Annotated in this window: 17 protein-coding genes, 5 tRNA genes and 1 riboswitch; all 22 genes read right to left on the minus strand. The window is 42.1% G+C overall.

Going from position 1 to position 16,855, the window contains the following annotated elements; translation table 11 throughout:
* Positions 1-220: 220 nt before the first annotated feature.
* Positions 221-1,066: a hypothetical protein gene (locus CLHUN_RS04120; RefSeq protein ID WP_080063306.1), complete on the minus strand. Its 846-nt coding sequence runs from the start codon at positions 1,064-1,066 to the stop codon at positions 221-223.
* Between the two features lies 1 nt (position 1,067).
* A complete protein-coding gene (locus CLHUN_RS04125; protein ID WP_080063307.1) occupies positions 1,068-1,610 on the minus strand; it encodes a hypothetical protein in 543 nt (180 codons plus the stop codon).
* A gap of 137 nt (positions 1,611-1,747) precedes the next feature.
* Positions 1,748-3,544, minus strand: coding sequence for a leucine-rich repeat domain-containing protein (locus CLHUN_RS04130; protein WP_242656434.1), 1,797 nt, complete (start codon positions 3,542-3,544; stop codon positions 1,748-1,750).
* A 259-nt stretch (positions 3,545-3,803) separates the two neighbouring features.
* The gene (locus tag CLHUN_RS22025) at positions 3,804-3,944 is read right to left on the minus strand and encodes a hypothetical protein (protein ID WP_165755649.1); all 141 of its coding nucleotides are present in this window, start codon (positions 3,942-3,944) and stop codon (positions 3,804-3,806) included.
* Between the two features lie 232 nt (positions 3,945-4,176).
* On the minus strand, positions 4,177-4,644 hold the full coding sequence (gene ribH / locus CLHUN_RS04135; RefSeq protein ID WP_080063308.1) for a 6,7-dimethyl-8-ribityllumazine synthase: 468 nt from the start codon (positions 4,642-4,644) through the stop codon (positions 4,177-4,179).
* Positions 4,641-5,888 carry a bifunctional 3,4-dihydroxy-2-butanone-4-phosphate synthase/GTP cyclohydrolase II gene (locus tag CLHUN_RS04140; RefSeq protein ID WP_080063309.1) on the minus strand — a complete coding sequence of 416 codons (1,248 nt, stop codon included), beginning with the start codon at positions 5,886-5,888 and terminating at the stop codon, positions 4,641-4,643. Before CLHUN_RS04140 ends, ribH begins: the two co-directional genes overlap by 4 nt.
* 28 nt (positions 5,889-5,916) lie before the next feature.
* Positions 5,917-6,585, minus strand: coding sequence for a riboflavin synthase (gene ribE, locus CLHUN_RS04145; protein WP_080063310.1), 669 nt, complete (start codon positions 6,583-6,585; stop codon positions 5,917-5,919).
* 35 nt (positions 6,586-6,620) lie between these two features.
* Positions 6,621-7,724, minus strand: a complete 1,104-nt coding sequence (ribD, locus tag CLHUN_RS04150; RefSeq protein ID WP_080063311.1) for a bifunctional diaminohydroxyphosphoribosylaminopyrimidine deaminase/5-amino-6-(5-phosphoribosylamino)uracil reductase RibD — start codon at positions 7,722-7,724, stop codon at positions 6,621-6,623.
* An 85-nt stretch (positions 7,725-7,809) separates the two neighbouring features.
* Positions 7,810-7,932, minus strand: a riboswitch (FMN riboswitch).
* 151 nt (positions 7,933-8,083) lie between these two features.
* Positions 8,084-8,157, minus strand: a tRNA-Cys gene (locus CLHUN_RS04155).
* A gap of 44 nt (positions 8,158-8,201) precedes the next feature.
* Positions 8,202-8,276: transfer RNA gene (locus CLHUN_RS04160), tRNA-Gly, on the minus strand.
* A gap of 168 nt (positions 8,277-8,444) precedes the next feature.
* Positions 8,445-8,520: transfer RNA gene (locus CLHUN_RS04165), tRNA-Phe, on the minus strand.
* 4 nt (positions 8,521-8,524) lie between these two features.
* Positions 8,525-8,601: transfer RNA gene (locus CLHUN_RS04170), tRNA-Asp, on the minus strand.
* A gap of 24 nt (positions 8,602-8,625) precedes the next feature.
* Positions 8,626-8,701, minus strand: a tRNA-Val gene (locus CLHUN_RS04175).
* A 152-nt stretch (positions 8,702-8,853) separates the two neighbouring features.
* On the minus strand, positions 8,854-9,729 hold the full coding sequence (gene hslO, locus CLHUN_RS04180) for an Hsp33 family molecular chaperone HslO (RefSeq protein WP_080063312.1): 876 nt from the start codon (positions 9,727-9,729) through the stop codon (positions 8,854-8,856).
* 112 nt (positions 9,730-9,841) lie between these two features.
* Positions 9,842-10,042 carry a cold-shock protein gene (locus tag CLHUN_RS04185; protein ID WP_004627690.1) on the minus strand — a complete coding sequence of 67 codons (201 nt, stop codon included), beginning with the start codon at positions 10,040-10,042 and terminating at the stop codon, positions 9,842-9,844.
* A 200-nt stretch (positions 10,043-10,242) separates the two neighbouring features.
* A complete protein-coding gene (locus CLHUN_RS04190; RefSeq protein WP_242656435.1) occupies positions 10,243-10,992 on the minus strand; it encodes a class I SAM-dependent DNA methyltransferase in 750 nt (249 codons plus the stop codon).
* A gap of 138 nt (positions 10,993-11,130) precedes the next feature.
* Positions 11,131-11,298, minus strand: coding sequence for an alpha/beta-type small acid-soluble spore protein (locus CLHUN_RS04195; protein ID WP_080063313.1), 168 nt, complete (start codon positions 11,296-11,298; stop codon positions 11,131-11,133).
* A gap of 101 nt (positions 11,299-11,399) precedes the next feature.
* Entirely contained in the window at positions 11,400-12,632 is a 1,233-nt protein-coding gene (locus CLHUN_RS04200; protein WP_242656436.1) for a S41 family peptidase, read from the minus strand.
* A 166-nt stretch (positions 12,633-12,798) separates the two neighbouring features.
* On the minus strand, positions 12,799-13,926 hold the full coding sequence (locus tag CLHUN_RS04205; RefSeq protein WP_080063314.1) for a murein hydrolase activator EnvC family protein: 1,128 nt from the start codon (positions 13,924-13,926) through the stop codon (positions 12,799-12,801).
* A 103-nt stretch (positions 13,927-14,029) separates the two neighbouring features.
* A complete protein-coding gene (gene ftsX, locus CLHUN_RS04210) occupies positions 14,030-14,935 on the minus strand; it encodes a permease-like cell division protein FtsX (RefSeq protein ID WP_080063315.1) in 906 nt (301 codons plus the stop codon).
* Positions 14,904-15,611 carry a cell division ATP-binding protein FtsE gene (ftsE, locus tag CLHUN_RS04215; protein WP_080063316.1) on the minus strand — a complete coding sequence of 236 codons (708 nt, stop codon included), beginning with the start codon at positions 15,609-15,611 and terminating at the stop codon, positions 14,904-14,906. Before ftsE ends, ftsX begins: the two co-directional genes overlap by 32 nt.
* An 18-nt stretch (positions 15,612-15,629) precedes the next feature.
* Positions 15,630-16,709: a PucR family transcriptional regulator gene (locus CLHUN_RS04220; protein ID WP_080063317.1), complete on the minus strand. Its 1,080-nt coding sequence runs from the start codon at positions 16,707-16,709 to the stop codon at positions 15,630-15,632.
* Between the last annotated feature and the right edge of the window lie 146 nt (positions 16,710-16,855).

Below are 16,855 nucleotides of genomic sequence, written 5' to 3' on the forward strand. Positions count from 1 at the left end.
TACTATTATGGATATTCATAACTATCCCCGATATGCATAGAAAAAGGATTTGTTGAAAAATAAAAAAGGCCTGCGGCAAAACCTTAATTAATAAAAATCAACCTCCATTGATTGGAATTCATAAGTACATATAAGGTATGTACTTATGACGGTTAATCCATTAACAGGTTTTGGCAACACCTTTCTCAAACCGTTCAATATGTTTAAAAAACTATATTTATTAACTATTTAAAACCAGATCATCAATATCTCCGCCCAGCTTTTTTATTACAGCCCGCATGTGGTTCAAGGCTGATCTGTCCATAGCCTTTATATTCTTGAGGACATAACCTCTTAAAAGAGGGATGGCTCTGCCGTCACCATAATCCCCCAGAATCTCCACCGCAAGCTTGAGATTTGAAATTACCCTGAAAGCATGCTTCAGAAAATAGAATATTTCATCTGACTGCTTTTCTCTTGAAATCTCAGCAACACATACCAGTATATGCTCCTGCACCTCTGCCTGCCGGGTTGCATGGAAGGTCTTCATCAGCTCCTCCAGGATGTCCCCCTGATATTCAACAATAGCTGCACAGATTGCTTCGGTCACCAAATCGTCTGTAAAACATTCCAGCAGCAGCTCAACAAGTTTGGGTCCATACTCCTGATATTTAAGACAGCCTATGGCATAGACAGCCTGTGAAACAGCCGCTACCGTTTCCTGCTCCCTGTTTTTGAGCCAGTCCCTGACAAAGTCAAAAAGCCGGTCTGCTGCCTGCTTCCCGTATTGTTTAAGCTTTTCTATCAAAATATCCGGTACACCCACATCAGAAATTGATGCCACCTCGATAAATAAATCCAGCAACAGGTCCAAGGTAGCAATGGAATTTATATAATCCGAAGGTGTTTGCATATGGAGCTGTTCCAGCGGAGTATCCAGCCACCTGTTTTCTATGTCTGCAATCAGCTTTTCTTCATCGACTTTTATCTCACTGTTTTCAGTTGTGGCATGTTGTTCAAGATATTTGTTAAAACCGTCTTCTATTGCTTCATTGTAGCTTTGCGCCAATACTGCGTTTTTCGCCATTTTACCAAAACCTTCTTTTCCTGGGAGTTGTGGATTTCCTTCTTGGTTGGAGACCAAAGAGCTGTCTTGTATAGGCACTCAGGTCAAAATTTTTGTAGCCGGAATAATAGCCCAGAGCTGAAATAATTACAATTGTGGACCAGGACATGATGTAGCCGGGCAGCTTGTAGCCTCCCAGCTTGGCAATAAACAGCATTGGCGCCACAAGGCCCTTTAACAGGTTTATTTGCAGCCTTTCAAAACTGAACACCTGGGTTGATTCAAAGCTTATAAATGAGACTATTATCTGCATAAGCACCATGGGAGCTATTGCAAGCAAGCCATAAACAATCCCGTCAGTGGGATTTATGCCTCCATAGCGTCTTTTATCCACGCCTGCCTGATGAGTCAACTCATAATAAATCAAAAACAGCATTACAATAAAAATGGCTATGGAAAAAAGCCAGGCTCTTGAATAAAATCCGATAAAAAAAATATAAAAGAAAATCATCGCAAACATATAATTTTTCAGCACAGCCCAGCCGCCTGACATGTATCTTTTCATGCAAACCTCCATCCACCTGCATTACAGACAGTTTAAACGGTATCTCAGTATTCAATCCGATTTCAAATTATAAAGCTATAAGGAATTATAGCATACTCCATGAAATAGGTACATTACTTTAACGAATTTTCCCGGGGTTAAAAATCTTTTTCCAGCAAGCCTTTTTTAACATTGTTAAGCTTTGTATAATTTGTTGATTTATTACCCTTTAAGTACAATATATTGAGCTTTTTTAAGTTTGCCAGCGGTGAATAATCTGATACCAGGTTGTCTCTTATGTACAATTCAGTCAGGGATGTGAGACCTGCCAGAGTGCCTATGCCGGATATCCTGTTTCCGTTGAGTGAAAGCACCTCCAGTTTAGTCAGTCCCTTCAACGGCGTTATATCAGCTATTGTATTTCTTTGCAGGTACAGCACCCTGAGATTTTTAAGATTGCTCACATTGGATATGTTTGAAATCTTTGCATTGCTCACATCCAGATATTCAAGATTGGGCAGCTTTTTCAGGTCAGCGAGGGATTTTACTCCCGCAGGAATTGCCAGCCTGTATACTTTTAACAGTTCATTGCTGTAAATGGTACCTGAAGTCCTCATCAACTGCTTTCTGACAGCAGTCTCCACAACCTTGTCGGTAAAAGCGGCCTTTGTGCCCACCGCAGCAGGTGCCTTAAACGGAAGGGCCGCAATTATATTGTCCCAGACATCAAGGCCATATACCTTGGAGGTCTTGTCATTAAAATCCGGAACATTAGCCAGGCTCCACAGGGAAATTCCTCCAAGTCCATATTCCCTGACCAGGTCTATTTTTGCCTTAACACTTCTGCTATCCTCATATATGGCAATATTATAGGTGTGATCAACCTCATCATAAAATTGCAGAACCGGGCTCTGCAGCTCATTATTATATCCGTAGGTCATGCCTGTGGACTTCCCTTTGATATTATGAATACGGTCATAAAGCATCTGATAGGTGGGAGTGTTCCTGGTTTCAATGCTCATTGTACTGCCGGGAGCCTTATTCCAGGAGTTTGCCGCAGCCATGGAATACCTCCACTGCGCCGCATCAAAATTTATCTGAAGCATTACCTTTGCCTGATTTACTTTATCTACGGTATTTTTCACATCCTCCAAGGCCAGCCTCAGCTTTTTTATGGGGGCCAGGCCATCAATGGGACTCAAGCTGTTATAGCCTGAGTACTGGACTACCTGGGACTTATTCAATCTGGTCACCGGTTCATAATCGTGAGCCATTATAATCATCCTGTCGGCAATGGCCGCAATTGCTTTATAATCATAGCCGGAATAATTCAAAAGAGGATTTACCGCAACGTATAATGTCTTATTTATGGCTTTCAGTCTGCTGCTTAGCTGGGTCAGAAATTGATTGTACCAGCTCTTCATATCCCTGCCGTTAATGACAGTTACCTTTCCGTTTGCATCCTTGTTTTGAAGACCTTCAAAATCAATTACCACACCGTCAAAATAGATTTCGCTCCCGTTGCCAACATCGCTTTTCAGCAGCTCTTCAATGGCGTCCACGGCCCTATCCCTCTGTTCCTTGTATGGAAGAATTTCAACGGCATTGGTACTGTCTGAGAATATGTTGAGCTGAATGGTCTTGTTTTTACTTTTGGCATATTTCAAAACGTCTATGTAATCTGCCGGGTAATAAAACATGGTATTCCCGTTTTCTCCCAGCCGGGTGACGACACCGTTCTGCAAATCCCGGTACATCCTGCCCCATGCAAAGCTTACAGAGTCCAGTGCATCAATATATTTTTTTGAACTCTCTGAAAAAGTCATCTGTGCCGGGTAAAAGGCATGAAGTTCAAGTTTCTTTTCGGGTATGCCCTGGGCAGCACTTGCTGCGGGAACAAAACCGGATATTATAAGACAAATCAATAAAAGAAATATTAAAATTTTTCGAGTCATTTCCTTGCTCCTGTTTTTAAAATAATACGATTTAAAATAAAACCTTCCCACTGACAATTCTGCTCAACTCCGTAGAATTTCAGCATTATTATCTTATTATTTTATCATATTACAATCCTCGAATATGTTAAAAATGCATTACATAGCTGGGGCAGCTTTGCATGCACCTATATTTTAACAGGCTTTTATACCCGTAAAACAAAGAGCAAAGGTTACCAGACAATAAAAAACCTGGCAGGTTTAACCTGCCAGGCTATGCTTATTTGCCTTTTTTATCAGTCCTTTCAGTTCTATCAGATTCATCTGATTTTCCCCAGCCATACTCTTTATTAAATGGCGATGCCTTAATAAAACTTCCTATCTCCATGTCAACCTTCCCAAACGGATTCCAACCTTTCATATTAAAAACCTCCCTATAATTTGATTAAATAACCTGATGTCGAAGTTTTGCAAATATGAACAATGATTACATTAACCAATTATGTTGCTTACATTTTTTCAACCCATATCTGTATTAATTATGGTACTCTATCATTTTAAATGTTTCAAGGTATCTGCTACACTTTCTAAATATATTTTTTGAAAAATGAAAGATTTTATAGTTGTCAAATTTAGCTTATACATTATTTTAATCAAAAGAGTTTGAGAAGGTTTGCCATTTCAATGGCGGTAACTGCGGCATCATAGCCCTTGTTTCCCGCTTTTGTTCCTGATCTTTCTATTGCCTGCTCAATGGTATCCGTGGTTAATACTCCAAAAACCACCGGAATACCTGCATCCAGGGAAACCTTCGCTATTCCCTTGGATACTTCGGCGGCAACATAGTCAAAATGCGGAGTGGACCCTCTGATGACTGCTCCGAGGCAGATAACTGCGTCAAACCTTTGCGAAACAGCCAGCTTTTGAGCAGCCAGAGGAATTTCAAAGGCACCGGGCACCCAGGCCACTTCAATATCTCCAGTATCCCCTCCATGCCTTGCCAGGGCGTCGATTGCCCCTCCCAACAGCTTGCTGCTGATAAATTCATTAAACCTGCCTGCAACAATACCAAAACGAAGCCCCTTGGCAATCAAATTCCCTTCATGTGTTTTTACTTTCATGATTTCACACCCTCCTGATGCTTAAATGTATTTAAATTATTGCTGGCATCATTAAAAATATGCCCCATTTTGTCTTTCTTTGTCCTCATGTAAAATTCATTTGCTTCATTTGCTTCAACCAGAATCGGTACTCTTTCCACTACTTCAAGTCCATAGCCTTCCAGTCCCACCACCTTTTTGGGATTATTGGTCAGAAGCCTTATTTTTCTGACTCCCAGGTCATATAGTATCTGTGCTCCTATTCCATATTCCCTCAGATCCGGAGCAAAGCCCAATAATTCGTTGGCTTCCACAGTATCCTTCCCTTTGTCCTGCAGCTCATAGGCCCGGATTTTATTTACCAGTCCGATTCCCCGTCCTTCCTGACGCATATAGAGCAATATCCCCCTCCCTTCTCTGCTGATCTGTCTCAGAGCAGCATCCAACTGTTCTCCGCAGTCACATCTTCTGGAGTGAAAAGCATCTCCTGTCAGACACTCGGAGTGTACCCTCACCAGTACAGGCTGCTCCGCACATTCAATTTCGCCCAGAATCAAGGCAACATGATGCTCATTGTTCACAATATTCTCATAGGCAGCAATTGTATATTCTCCATATTCTGTCGGCATCTTGGCACGAGCGGCTGCCCTTACCAGCTTTTCCCGGCTCCTCCTGTATCTGATCAATTCCGCAACCGTTATTATCTTCAGGCTGTGCTTTTGTGCAAAGTTCATCAACTGCGGTACTCTGGCCATAGTCCCATCCTCATTCATAATCTCGCAGATGGCACCTGCTGGACTAAGTCCTGCCAGCCTGGCAATATCCACTGCCGCTTCGGTATGGCCTGACCTCTTTAAAACCCCTCCATCCCTGGCTATAAGGGGAAATATATGCCCTGGTCTCAAGAAGTCATTGCCTGCGGCATTGGGATCAGCCAGCATCTTAATTGTATTGGCTCTTTCATAAGCTGATATTCCGGTGGTGGAGCTTTTATAATCTACCGTAACGGTAAAGGCGGTTTTCATACTTTCGGTATTTCTCTCCACCATCAGATTCAGCTCCAGAGTTCTGGCGCGTTCCTCCGTCAAAGGTGCACATATCATTCCTCTGCCCTGTGCAGCCATAAAATTAATGCTTTCGGGAGTAACCTTTTCGGCGGCCATCAGAAGGTCTCCTTCATTCTCCCTGTCCTCATCATCTATGACCACAATCATTTTTCCCTGCCTGATATCCTCTATTGCTTCCTCAATGGAATTAAATCTCATTTGCTCATCCTCCCTCTTATCTGAATTTTCACGCATAGCCGTTTTCCTTGAGAAAATTTATAGTTAAAGCCGACCCGTGTTGCCGTTCACCATACCTTGAAGCTGAGGGCCCTGCCTCCATCAGCTTTTCAACATATTTCCCCATAATATCGCATTCCACATTTACAATATCTCCGGCTTTTCTGAGTCCCAGGGTTGTAATGCCCGCAGTAAGCGGTATCAGCGAAACCCTAAAGGACTTATGGTCCACCTGTGCTACCGTCAGACTTGTGCCGTCCAATGCCACGGAACCTTTCATGACAATGTATTTAAGTAAGTCACTTGAGGCTTCAAAGTTAAGCCACACGGCGTTATCCTCTTCAACTCTTTTTGCAAGTACTGCCGTGCCGTCTATATGCCCGGTTACAATATGGCCTCCCAACCTGTCAGAGAGCCTCATGGCCCTTTCAAGGTTGACCCTGTCCGAAGTCCTTAAATTCCACAGGCCGGTTCTCCTCATGGTTTCCGGCATTACATCCGCGGCAAACCAATTTGTTCCCATTCGTGTAACTGTAAGACAAATCCCGTTTACAGCTATGCTGTCTCCGGTCTTCACGTCATCCATGATTCTTGAACATCCTATTTCCAGTTGTATGGACATGCTCCCTCTCGCAATGGACCTGACTTCACCTACTTCCTCTATTATCCCTGTAAACATGGCGCTCCTTTCATAATACTTTATTATTACCTCACTTATTTGTACCTGATATATCCCTCTATAAGAATGTCTTCCTCAAACCTGACAATACTCAATTCCCCCAGTCTGAGCGCATCCCGCATAAGTCCTATTCCATCACCTTCCACAGGAGTTTTTGCATCTCTTCCTCCAATAATTTTCGGTGCTATAAAAATCATAGCCTTGTCAACAATCCCTGCGGCCAGAGCTGCGGCGTTCAGCCCTCCTCCGCCTTCAAGCAGCACACTGTCAAGCTCCAGTCCGTACAATTGCTCCAGCAGCCCTTCAAGGTCCACATGTCCGTCCGGACCATCCAGCTTCAGAAGCCTTACACCTTTTTCCAGGAGCAGCTTCTCCTTTCCAGCCTCAATTGCAGATGTTGTTGCAAGAATGGTTCCTGCTGCAGCTTCATTATTGATTACACGGCTGTCTATGGGTATTTTGCCTTTACTGTCAACAATTATCCTTACAGGATCATTTCCCGTTTCTCCTCCCGGCCGCGCAGTCAAGGCGGGATCGTCGGCCAGTACTGTGTCAACGCCGACCATAATGGCGGATACCCTGTCACGCAGCAGGTGCACCTGCTGTCTTGAGCCCTCGCCTGATATCCATTTGGAGTCTCCGCCGGCAGTTGCTATTTTCCCGTCAAGTGTCATTGCGGCCTTTAAAATTACGAATGGTTGCTTTCGTGTCACATATTTTATAAATATTTCATTAAGCCTTCTGGCCTCACCCTCAAGAACGCCTGTCACAGTTTCAATTCCTGCATTTTTCAGCATTTCCACACCCTTGCCGCAGACCTTGGGGTTGGGGTCCTCCATGGCTATTACAACCTTGCTGATACCGGCTTTTATAACAGCCTCCGCACAGGGAGGCGTCCTCCCATAGTGTGAACACGGCTCCAGATTCACATAAAGCGTGCCCCCCTTGACGTCCTGCCTTGCATTTTTAAGAGCCGCCACCTCGGCATGTGCACCTCCCAATTTTTCATGACAGCCCTCAGCAATTATTTCCCCGTTTTTAACAATAAGGGCACCTACCAGAGGGTTGGGGTTGGTTCTGCCCCAACCGCCTGCTGCAAGCTCCAATGCTCTTTTCATATAATATTCATTCTTTTCCATAATCAATCTCCTGCGTATGCCCGTAATAAAAACACAAAGTCCCTGGAAGTAAACCTACCCCAGGGACATAAAAAATTAAAATAAAACACACTATCTTCCATCCAGACTGTACTGTCGGCTCCGGAATCTGACCGGATCTGCTTTCGCTCGCGGGCTCACAATTAATGCCTACCGCCGGTAAGGAATTTCACCTAACCCTGAAGTGTTCGTTATACACTGTTATCTATTCAATTATTATGAATTTAGCATTTAATCAGCCAATAGTCAAGGTATTTCAAAAAAATTTCCAGGACTTAACAAGTTCAAATCCAGCTTATCAACATAACAAAAAACTCAGTCTTTCGACTGAGTTCTCATCTTGGAGGCGCCACCCAGATTTGAACTGGGGATAAAGGTTTTGCAGACCTCTGCCTTACCACTTGGCTATGGCGCCATGAATATTGAGACAGACCACATATGCAATCTGCCTCATTTGTTTGGAGCGGGTTAAGAGATTCGAACTCTCGACTTTCACCTTGGCAAGGTGACACTCTACCGCTGAGTTAAACCCGCATCTTAAATTGTAAAAATCGTCGGATTACTTTGTCAGACTTCCTGTTCTGCGCTCCTCACTTATCACATAAGCTGCGGTGCTCGACACTCGTCTTCCTTGTACTCCTCGCTTTTTCCAATTTAAACATTATAAAACCATCGGATTACTTCGTTAGATTTTACAATTTATGGTGCCCAGAGCCGGAATCGAACCAGCGACACGGGGATTTTCAGTCCCCTGCTCTACCGACTGAGCTATCTGGGCAAATTGGCGACCCGGAACGGGCTCGAACCGTCGACCTCCAGCGTGACAGGCTGGCATTCTAACCAACTGAACTACCGGGCCAATTTGTGTCTACACGGAAATAAGTGGTGGGAACTATAGGGCTCGAACCTATGACCCTCTGCTTGTAAGGCAGATGCTCTCCCAGCTGAGCTAAGCTCCCAAGGTTATTTCCGTGAGCGACAATTGATAGTATACAAAACTTATTGTATAAAGTCAATAATATTTTTTCTTTTTTTTCAAAATTATTTTTAGCAGGCGTTAATATACTCGGAAATGCTCTAAAAATCGCTGTATTATTAACTTTTTGCACCTTTATGCGTTTTCTTTTATGAGATTCTGGATATCCTCATGTCCGAAATTATATTTCTCATTGCAAAAGTGACATTGAAGTTCCGCACCTTTTCCATCCTCAAGAATTTCCAGCAAATCTTCCTTTCCTATACTTATGAGATTTCTCTCCATCCTTTCACGGGAACAGTTGCAGGTAAAGCTTGTGGGAACCTTCTCTATAATTTTCGGGTTCATATCTTCCAAAAGCATTTCCAGAACCTGTTCAGGTGTAGTCCCTTCAGCCAGCAGCTTTGATATGGAGGGAAAGCCTATAAGCCTCTTTTCAAGCCTTTCAACTGTCTCTTCCTCTGCACCCGGCATCAACTGAATAATAAAGCCGCCTGCACCGGTAACACCTTCCCTGTCCACAAGCACGCCCAATGCCACAGTTGAGGGAATCTGTTCTGAAGTTGCAAAATAGTAGGTAAGGTCATCTGCTATCTCTCCCGAAACCAGCTCTGCAAATCCGATGTAGGGTTCCTTAAGACCCATATCCTTTATTACGTTGATGTAGCCGAAGCCGACAGCCGTCCTGATGTCCAGCTTTCCACGCTCATTTAGCGGCAGGTCTACATTGGGATTATGGACATATCCTCTTACATTGGCCTGGAAATCAGATACCACCACAATACCCCCCAGTGGTCCGTCACCTTTGATCTGGATGGTCAGCTTATCCTTTTCATTTTTCAGCATGCGGGCCATCATACCCACAGCAGTCAGTGTCCTGCCCAGTGCCGCCGCAGCTATGGGTGACAGGTCGTGTATATTGGAAGCCTTATTTACAAGCCCGGTAGTAACTGCTGCAAATGCTCTGACCGTTCCTTCCGCGGCCGTTGCACGTATAATATAGTCCTTCATGGTTTCCTCCAATTTCCCATAAACGGTTTATCCTTGAATATTGAAAACCCCGATATATTAAAAATATATCGGGGTGGTAATGGCTACTTGAGTATATATTTAAAAGCAAATATTATGCCCTTTGAACGTTTGCAGCCTGAGGACCCTTAGCTCCTTCAACAACTTCAAATACAACTTCTGAGCCTTCCTCAAGTGTCTTGTATCCATCCATAGTGATTGCTGAAAAATGAACAAATACGTCATTTCCGCCATCTCTCTCGATGAAACCAAAACCTTTTTCTGCATTAAACCATTTAACTCTTCCCTTTTCCATTGATTAATTCCTCCTGAATATAACTAAACTGTTCTACGACCTAAGTCGCTGATTTATAACAACATATAGAAGTTTAACATATATAGTTTAACCTGTCAAATCATATTTAATCAACCAATTGCTAAACCATGTTTATTCCTTGTTGTCAGTGTAAAATTATTTTGCCACATAGGATTACAATTATTCCTATAAGCAAGCAATTATTTGCCCTTTTTACAAATATAAAAATTCCGCGGGCTTTCATTACGGGGCTTTTTAAAGGTAAGGCCCTCATACACGGAAACAAGCTCCAGGCCCGCTTCTCCAATATATCCCAGCAGCTCCTCATGGGTATATGCCCGTTCAAAGTGGGTCTCCTCAAACCTTCTGAAAAGCTGTCCCTCCCTTACGAAAAAAGTCAGGTCAAATCTCGCTTTTCCAGACTTCGGGTTATACTCGTTCTCCCATATATAGGTTATATCTTCTCCGATTTCGTAAAAAAAATTATCAGACAAAATATTTTCAAATTTATATTTGGTATTAACATCAAATATAAACAACCCATTGGGATTCAGATAGTTATGTACAAGCTTCAGCATCCTCTGCACCTGTACAGACCTTGTCAGATAGTTAAAGCTGTCCAGCAGGCATACAATGACATCTACCGTACCGTACAATTCAAAGTTGCTCATATCCTGATTCAGGAAAAGTATATCCGCACCTTCTTCCGCCGCCTTTTTAGAAGCACGGTCCAGCATGTCGCCAGACAGGTCAAGGCATATCATTTCATAGCCCCTTTTTGCCATTTCTATTCCAAAGCTGCCTGTTCCGCAGCCCAGTTCCAAAACCATCGTCCCACTGATTTTATTTTTTTTTATCAGTTTTTCCACATAGTCAGTCCACTTGTGATATTCAATATCAAGTGTAAGCTTGTCGTATATATATGCAAAGTTATTGTAAATAGGAACCACTCCTTAAAGTTGTAATATCAGTATGTATTTTATCACATAATTCACATGCTATGGCAGGCCGCTCTTATTTTATTTCCGGTATTGCTCGGACCCTTCAATAAAAAGTTATATATTCCATGCGCTAAAAAAGCCAGCAAATCATATCTGCTGACTTTCCTGTAGCTGTGTCTTTTTTCTCTTGTTCACAAGTCCGCCTATTCTCCCGGTCTCCTTGGGACTCAGGCTTTTCCACCCATACTTCATAACCTTTTCAATCAGGCCCAGCTCCTGAGCAATCTCATATTTCAATTTTTCATTTTCATCCACCGCTAAACACCTCCTACAGGTATTATGCGGATTTTCCAGCCTTTTTATACCTCCGGCACCATATATTTAACAAATCACCATTATACGGTAAAATTTATTGGCTATTTGCCCTGTAATATCTGTATGGCTTTTTGAAGCTGTAAATCATCCTCTCTTGGAATTGCAGACACAGGGGTGTCTTTGTATTTGTCCGGCAGATTTATCTCAATATCGGGCTTGATGCCCTGCCCATGGATACATACTCCGGAGGGTGTAAAATATCTCGCTATTGTAACTTTTATTCCGGTGCCGTCGTCAAAGCTGTAGGTTGATTGCACCAAACCTTTTCCGAAGGTTTTAGTGCCTATTAATATGCCTTTTTTAAAATCCTTGACAGCACCTGCAAGTATCTCTGACGCACTGGCGCTATTTCCGTTGGTCAATACTGCAACAGGAAGATTCAGTTCAGTGGCATCGGATTTCTGGTATGTTTTTTTGCCCTGTCTGTCTTCTGTGTAAACTATCGTTCCTTTGGGAAGGAGCCTGTCAGCCAGTGAAACAACTTCATTGTACAGCCCCCCGGGGTTATCCCTCACATCAATTATTATGGCTGCAGCTCCCTGGGCCACCAGTGCGTTAAGCTGGCTTATAAAGTTCTTGCTGATATTCTCATCAAACATTTTAATTTTAATATATCCGATTTTGTTTTCCAGCATCTCACTGCGGATATTCAGCTTTGCCTTTATTTTCTTTCTTACCACTCTCACATCGAAGGTACTGTTCTCTGATTGTCTGAGTATGGTAAGCACAGTCTCCGTATTTTCCTGTCCCTTTATCATGTTTGCCACCAGAGTTTCATCTCTGATACCTGTGATATCCTTCCCGTCTATCTTCAGGATTTTGTCTCCCTGCTTTATGCCCGCCGCCTTTGCCGGCGAATCATCAAAAGGTTCCAGAACCGTTATTATTCCGTTTTTATCAAGTATTATGGGAAGGCCTACGCCAACATACTCATCCTCGGTATTCCTCTGCATATTGGTAAAGGCCTTCATCTGGTCCTTATTATAGTAAACGGTATAGGGGTCCTTAAGAGAGTCAGCCATACCTGCAATTGCACCCTCCAGCAGCTTGTCGGTATCTATCTTTTCATAAAAGGATTTCTGGAGAATACTTCTGGCTTCATTAAACTTCTGTACCGAGGTCCTGGAAACATTGCTCTTTTCAAATAAAAGCGAATACTTTCCGTTAACGTAGGTCCATGCCATGAAAAATACAACTGATATGCTAAAACAAATGATTGCTGTCATTGCTATTACTGCTGTGAGTTGTCTGGAATCCTTTCTGTCGCCTGTCAAATCGATACACCCCTAATCTTCTTTAAAATTGAATCAAACCATTTCCGGCAATTCTTATACAGCATATATTGCTGACTATATATATTGATATGCTTTAAAACATAATATTAAACCCGCATTTTTACATGCGGGTTTTTAGCTTGTTTATTATGACAAATATTATTGCTTACACATAATCTTTAGGATTGACCGTGGAGCCGTTCTTTCTGACCTCAAAGTGCAAATGCGGGCCTGTGGATAAACCGGTGCTTCCAACCTTGCCTATTGTCTGACCCCTTTCCACCTTTTCTCCAACCGAAACCAGTATTTTGCTCTGATGGGCATACAGGGTTGCAAGCCCTCCGCCATGGTCAACTATAACGCAGTTTCCATAGCCTCCGTTCCAACCGGCCATTATTACCTTTCCTGAATTTGCGGCAATTATTGATGCGCCGGCCGGAGCATCGATATCAATACCCGTATGCATTTTTTTAACCTTATATATAGGGTGAATTCTCATTCCATAGGGGGATGACACTCTGGTATAACCGGGCGTGGGCCACTTCATAACACCGCCGGCATACTTGGCCTTGCTGTCCATAAGCTGGGCAAGCTGCTTTTCCAACTGCTTGGACAGGGCAATCAGTTCATCCTCTCTCTTCTCAGCCAGCTTCAATTGTTTTTTCGAAGCCTCTATCTCAGATTCGGCATTTGACCTGGAGGTTTTCAGTTCAGAAACCTTCACATTCAACTTTTTCAGCTCGGTCTCTTTCTTTTCAAGCTCAAGATATTTATTTTGCTTCTGCAGCTCGGTATTTTCCTTGCTGAGTGCTATTTCCTGTATCAATTTTTCATCGCTTTTTTTAACTACCGACAATAACTGCATTTTTGAAAAAAATTCGCCAAAGCTTTTTGATTCAACAAACAATTCCAGAGAAGACTGATTCATATTCTGATACATTACCCTCATCCTTGTTTTAAAAAGCTCGGTCTTCTTCTCATAATTGGTCTGTATCTCGTCTATTTCCTTGCTTATATTTTCAATATCCGTCTGAACGGAAGATACCTCTTTACTCTTTTGATTTGCATTTTGCTGAGTCTTCTGTGCCTGTGATTCATAAAACTCTTTTTCCTGAGTACTTTGCTTTATCTGCTTTGACGCCGCATCCTTCTGCCCTGCAATCTTTTTAATCTCACTGTTTACACTCTGTTGCTGCTGCTTTGTCTTATCAATTGTGGATGCTGCGCTGGCAGGCATAATAACGCATGAAAATATGTAAATAGCAACCAAGGCTATCATAGATAGTCTCTTCATTTTATCCCCCCACATTTATCATATGTTTTTATTGTCTTTATATTTATAAAAACAACCCTCTTTAACCATTATACAACAATAATTTTAAAAATCAAAGTAATTCCTAAACATGTAAATGCTTACGTATGGACATTATGCTGCCTGAAGCACCTATTACCGCACTTATTCCCAGATATATGAGCACAAGAGTGCCCCACTCGCTTCCAAACTGAACCATTTCCAGTCCTCCTGAAAACTCCTCCGCCAATCTGGGCTGTGCAAAGCTATATATGTACGCAACCAGCACAAAAGCAATCGTCGCTCCAAGCAAACCTATAAGTATTCCTTCAAAAACAAACGGCCATCTTATAAACCAGTCTGTGGCCCCTATGTATTTCATTATGTTTATTTCTTTTCGTCTTGCAAATACAGTCAGCTTGATAGTGTTTGCAATAATGAACAGGGATATCACCAGCAGCAGGCCTATTAAAACAAAACTTACAATTTTAACCCAGTTGGATACTTTCAGTATCATATCGATTGTCTGCTGAGAGTATTTCACATTATCTACACCCGCAAGAGCCTCAAGTGTCTTTGCAACCTTGTTGCTGTTCTGAGGGTCCTTGACCTTTACTGTGAATGAAACAAACATCATGCTCTCGTCGTAACCTTCCAGTATGTTTGCCCCACCCAGATCCTTTTTTTCATCCTCCAGATACTCTTTCAACTGGTCAAAGGCTTCTTTCTTGCTTATTTCCTTATAGCTCTCTATATCTTCATTGTTGGCAATCTCTGTCTTAACAGCTTCAACCTGTTCATCCGTCAGCTCAGGGAGGCAGTAAACCTGCATTTGAGGCTTATCATACAATAAATCCAGATTATGATTCAAATTTATCAGAATCAGATAAAATACTCCGAACAGTATCAATGCCGCACTGATAATACTAATCGATGCCAGGGACATCAATCTGTTTCTATATGCATTTACAAAACTTTCCTTAAGAATATATCTTAAACTCCGTATCTTCATCCCCGTACAGCCCTTTCTGTTGATCCCTCATTATCCTTCCCTTGTCGATGGCGATAACTCTCTTTTTCATAGCATCAACTATACTTTTTTCATGTGTGGCGACAATTACAGTAGTACCTCTCTGATTGACCTCTGAAAGGAGTTTTACAATTTCCCATGAGTTCTCGGGGTCCAGATTTCCTGTAGGCTCGTCTGCAATCAGCAAAGCAGGATTGTTTACCAGCGATCTGGCTATTGCAACACGCTGCTGCTCACCGCCTGACAACTGATGAGGATAGGCGTTTGCCTTACGGCTTAAGCCCACAAGGGCAAGTGACATGGGCACCTGCCTCCGGATCTCTCTGGGAAGACATTCTGTTATTTCCATAGCAAAAGCCACATTTTCATAAACAGTTTTGTTGGGCAGGAGTCTGAAATCCTGGAAAACCATACCCATTCCACGGCGCAGGTATGGAACCTGCTTGGGCTGCAATGACGACAAACGGTACCCGTTAACTATGACTTCCCCTTCAGTGGCGGTTTCTTCCTTCATCAAAAGTTTTAAAAGTGTTGACTTCCCTGAACCGCTTGTCCCAACTATAAATGCAAAGTCACCCTTATTGATTTTAAGGTTTATACCCTTTAAGGCAACAGTACCGTTGGGATACTTTTTCATCACATCTATAAATTCAACCAATTGGATTACCCCTATCTTTTATTCATTTAAATTTGCAAGATACTTTTTGACCAATATGGCCAGCTTGAAGATAACAGCGTCGTCAAAGCTGGTCAGTTCCAGTCCTGTGAGCCTCTTGATCTTTTCAAGCCGGTAGACAAGCGTATTTCTGTGAATATAAAGCTGTCTTGCAGTCTCACTCACATTCAGATTGTTTTCAAAGAATTTTTGAATTGTAAGCATTGTTTCATTGTCCAGCGAATCCGCAGAGTTATCCTTGAATACCTCATCCAGAAACAGTTGGCATAATGAAGTTGGTATATGATATACCAGCCGGCCGATTCCAAGGTTGTTATAATCGTATATGTTATTGTCCCCGCCGAAAATATTTCCGATGATCATGGACATCTGAGCTTCCTTGTAGGATTTGGTAATGTCTTTCAGATTTGCAATAATAGTTCCTATCCCTATGGAGGCCTTGACCATTAATTCGGCATTCAGGGTGTCCACAATAATACGCGCTATTTTGTATACTTCCTTATAGTCATCCTTGTTTTTGACTTCCTTGACCAGGACAACATTATCGTTGTCAATGACAATGACAAAGTCCTTGCTCTTGTTTGGAAACAAGCTTTCTATCACTTCATGAACATGTATGTCTCTTTCGCTGGTGGCATTTATAAGAAACACTACTCTCAAAGCATTATAATCGATGTGCAGTTCCTTTGATCTCACCAGTATATCACCCGGCAGAATATTTTCTACGATTATATTCTTGATAAAGGTGTTTTTATCATACTTTTCATCATAGTAGCTTTTAAGGTTGAGAATATTTAAGGTAAACAGCTCAAGATATGTGATATCCTGAGGTTCAACAGACTGTATAAAGGTAACAAACTCAACTTTGTTTTTAACGATAACTTTATTATATATTCTTCCCTCCATAGTGCCCTGAAGTTGCTTTTCCTGTAAAAATGCCGCTATATTGGGGTCCTGCTGTCCTATAGCCTGAAAATCGGAATGAGCTATAATAACACCGTTGTCGTCGGTTACACCAACTTCTTTGTTTATAATCTCGCTATATTTGTCAGATAGCGTCTGAAATAGTTTTACAGACATTGCTAACCTCCCGCTTTTAAAATACGTGAATATTTTACTATTCAATTCACAATACATTAAAATTATACACTAAAACAGTTTTTTTTACTACAACCCATATTGTAAATTTATTTTGAATAGCTTGATTCAAGACCTGTACAATATTC

It is taken from the genome of Ruminiclostridium hungatei (assembly GCF_002051585.1).
Lineage (GTDB): Bacteria > Bacillota > Clostridia > Acetivibrionales > DSM-1351 > Ruminiclostridium > Ruminiclostridium hungatei.

Coding starts and splice junctions, on each gene's coding strand:
- CLHUN_RS04125 (WP_080063307.1), bottom strand. CDS start 1,610: ATGAAAAGATACATGTCAGGCGGCTGGGCTGTGCTGAAAAATTATATG.
- ribE (WP_080063310.1), bottom strand. CDS start 6,585: ATGTTTACAGGGATAATAGAGGAAGTAGGTGAAGTCAGGTCCATTGCG.
- CLHUN_RS04220 (WP_080063317.1), bottom strand. CDS start 16,709: ATGTCTGTAAAACTATTTCAGACGCTATCTGACAAATATAGCGAGATT.
- CLHUN_RS04130 (WP_242656434.1), bottom strand. CDS start 3,544: ATGACTCGAAAAATTTTAATATTTCTTTTATTGATTTGTCTTATAATA.
- ribD (WP_080063311.1), bottom strand. CDS start 7,724: ATGGAAAAGAATGAATATTATATGAAAAGAGCATTGGAGCTTGCAGCA.
- CLHUN_RS22025 (WP_165755649.1), bottom strand. CDS start 3,944: ATGAAAGGTTGGAATCCGTTTGGGAAGGTTGACATGGAGATAGGAAGT.
- ftsX (WP_080063315.1), bottom strand. CDS start 14,935: ATGAAGATACGGAGTTTAAGATATATTCTTAAGGAAAGTTTTGTAAAT.
- CLHUN_RS04185 (WP_004627690.1), bottom strand. CDS start 10,042: ATGGAAAAGGGAAGAGTTAAATGGTTTAATGCAGAAAAAGGTTTTGGT.
- CLHUN_RS04205 (WP_080063314.1), bottom strand. CDS start 13,926: ATGAAGAGACTATCTATGATAGCCTTGGTTGCTATTTACATATTTTCA.
- ribH (WP_080063308.1), bottom strand. CDS start 4,644: ATGAAAGTAAAAACACATGAAGGGAATTTGATTGCCAAGGGGCTTCGT.
- CLHUN_RS04140 (WP_080063309.1), bottom strand. CDS start 5,888: ATGAGATTTAATTCCATTGAGGAAGCAATAGAGGATATCAGGCAGGGA.
- CLHUN_RS04120 (WP_080063306.1), bottom strand. CDS start 1,066: ATGGCGAAAAACGCAGTATTGGCGCAAAGCTACAATGAAGCAATAGAA.
- hslO (WP_080063312.1), bottom strand. CDS start 9,729: ATGAAGGACTATATTATACGTGCAACGGCCGCGGAAGGAACGGTCAGA.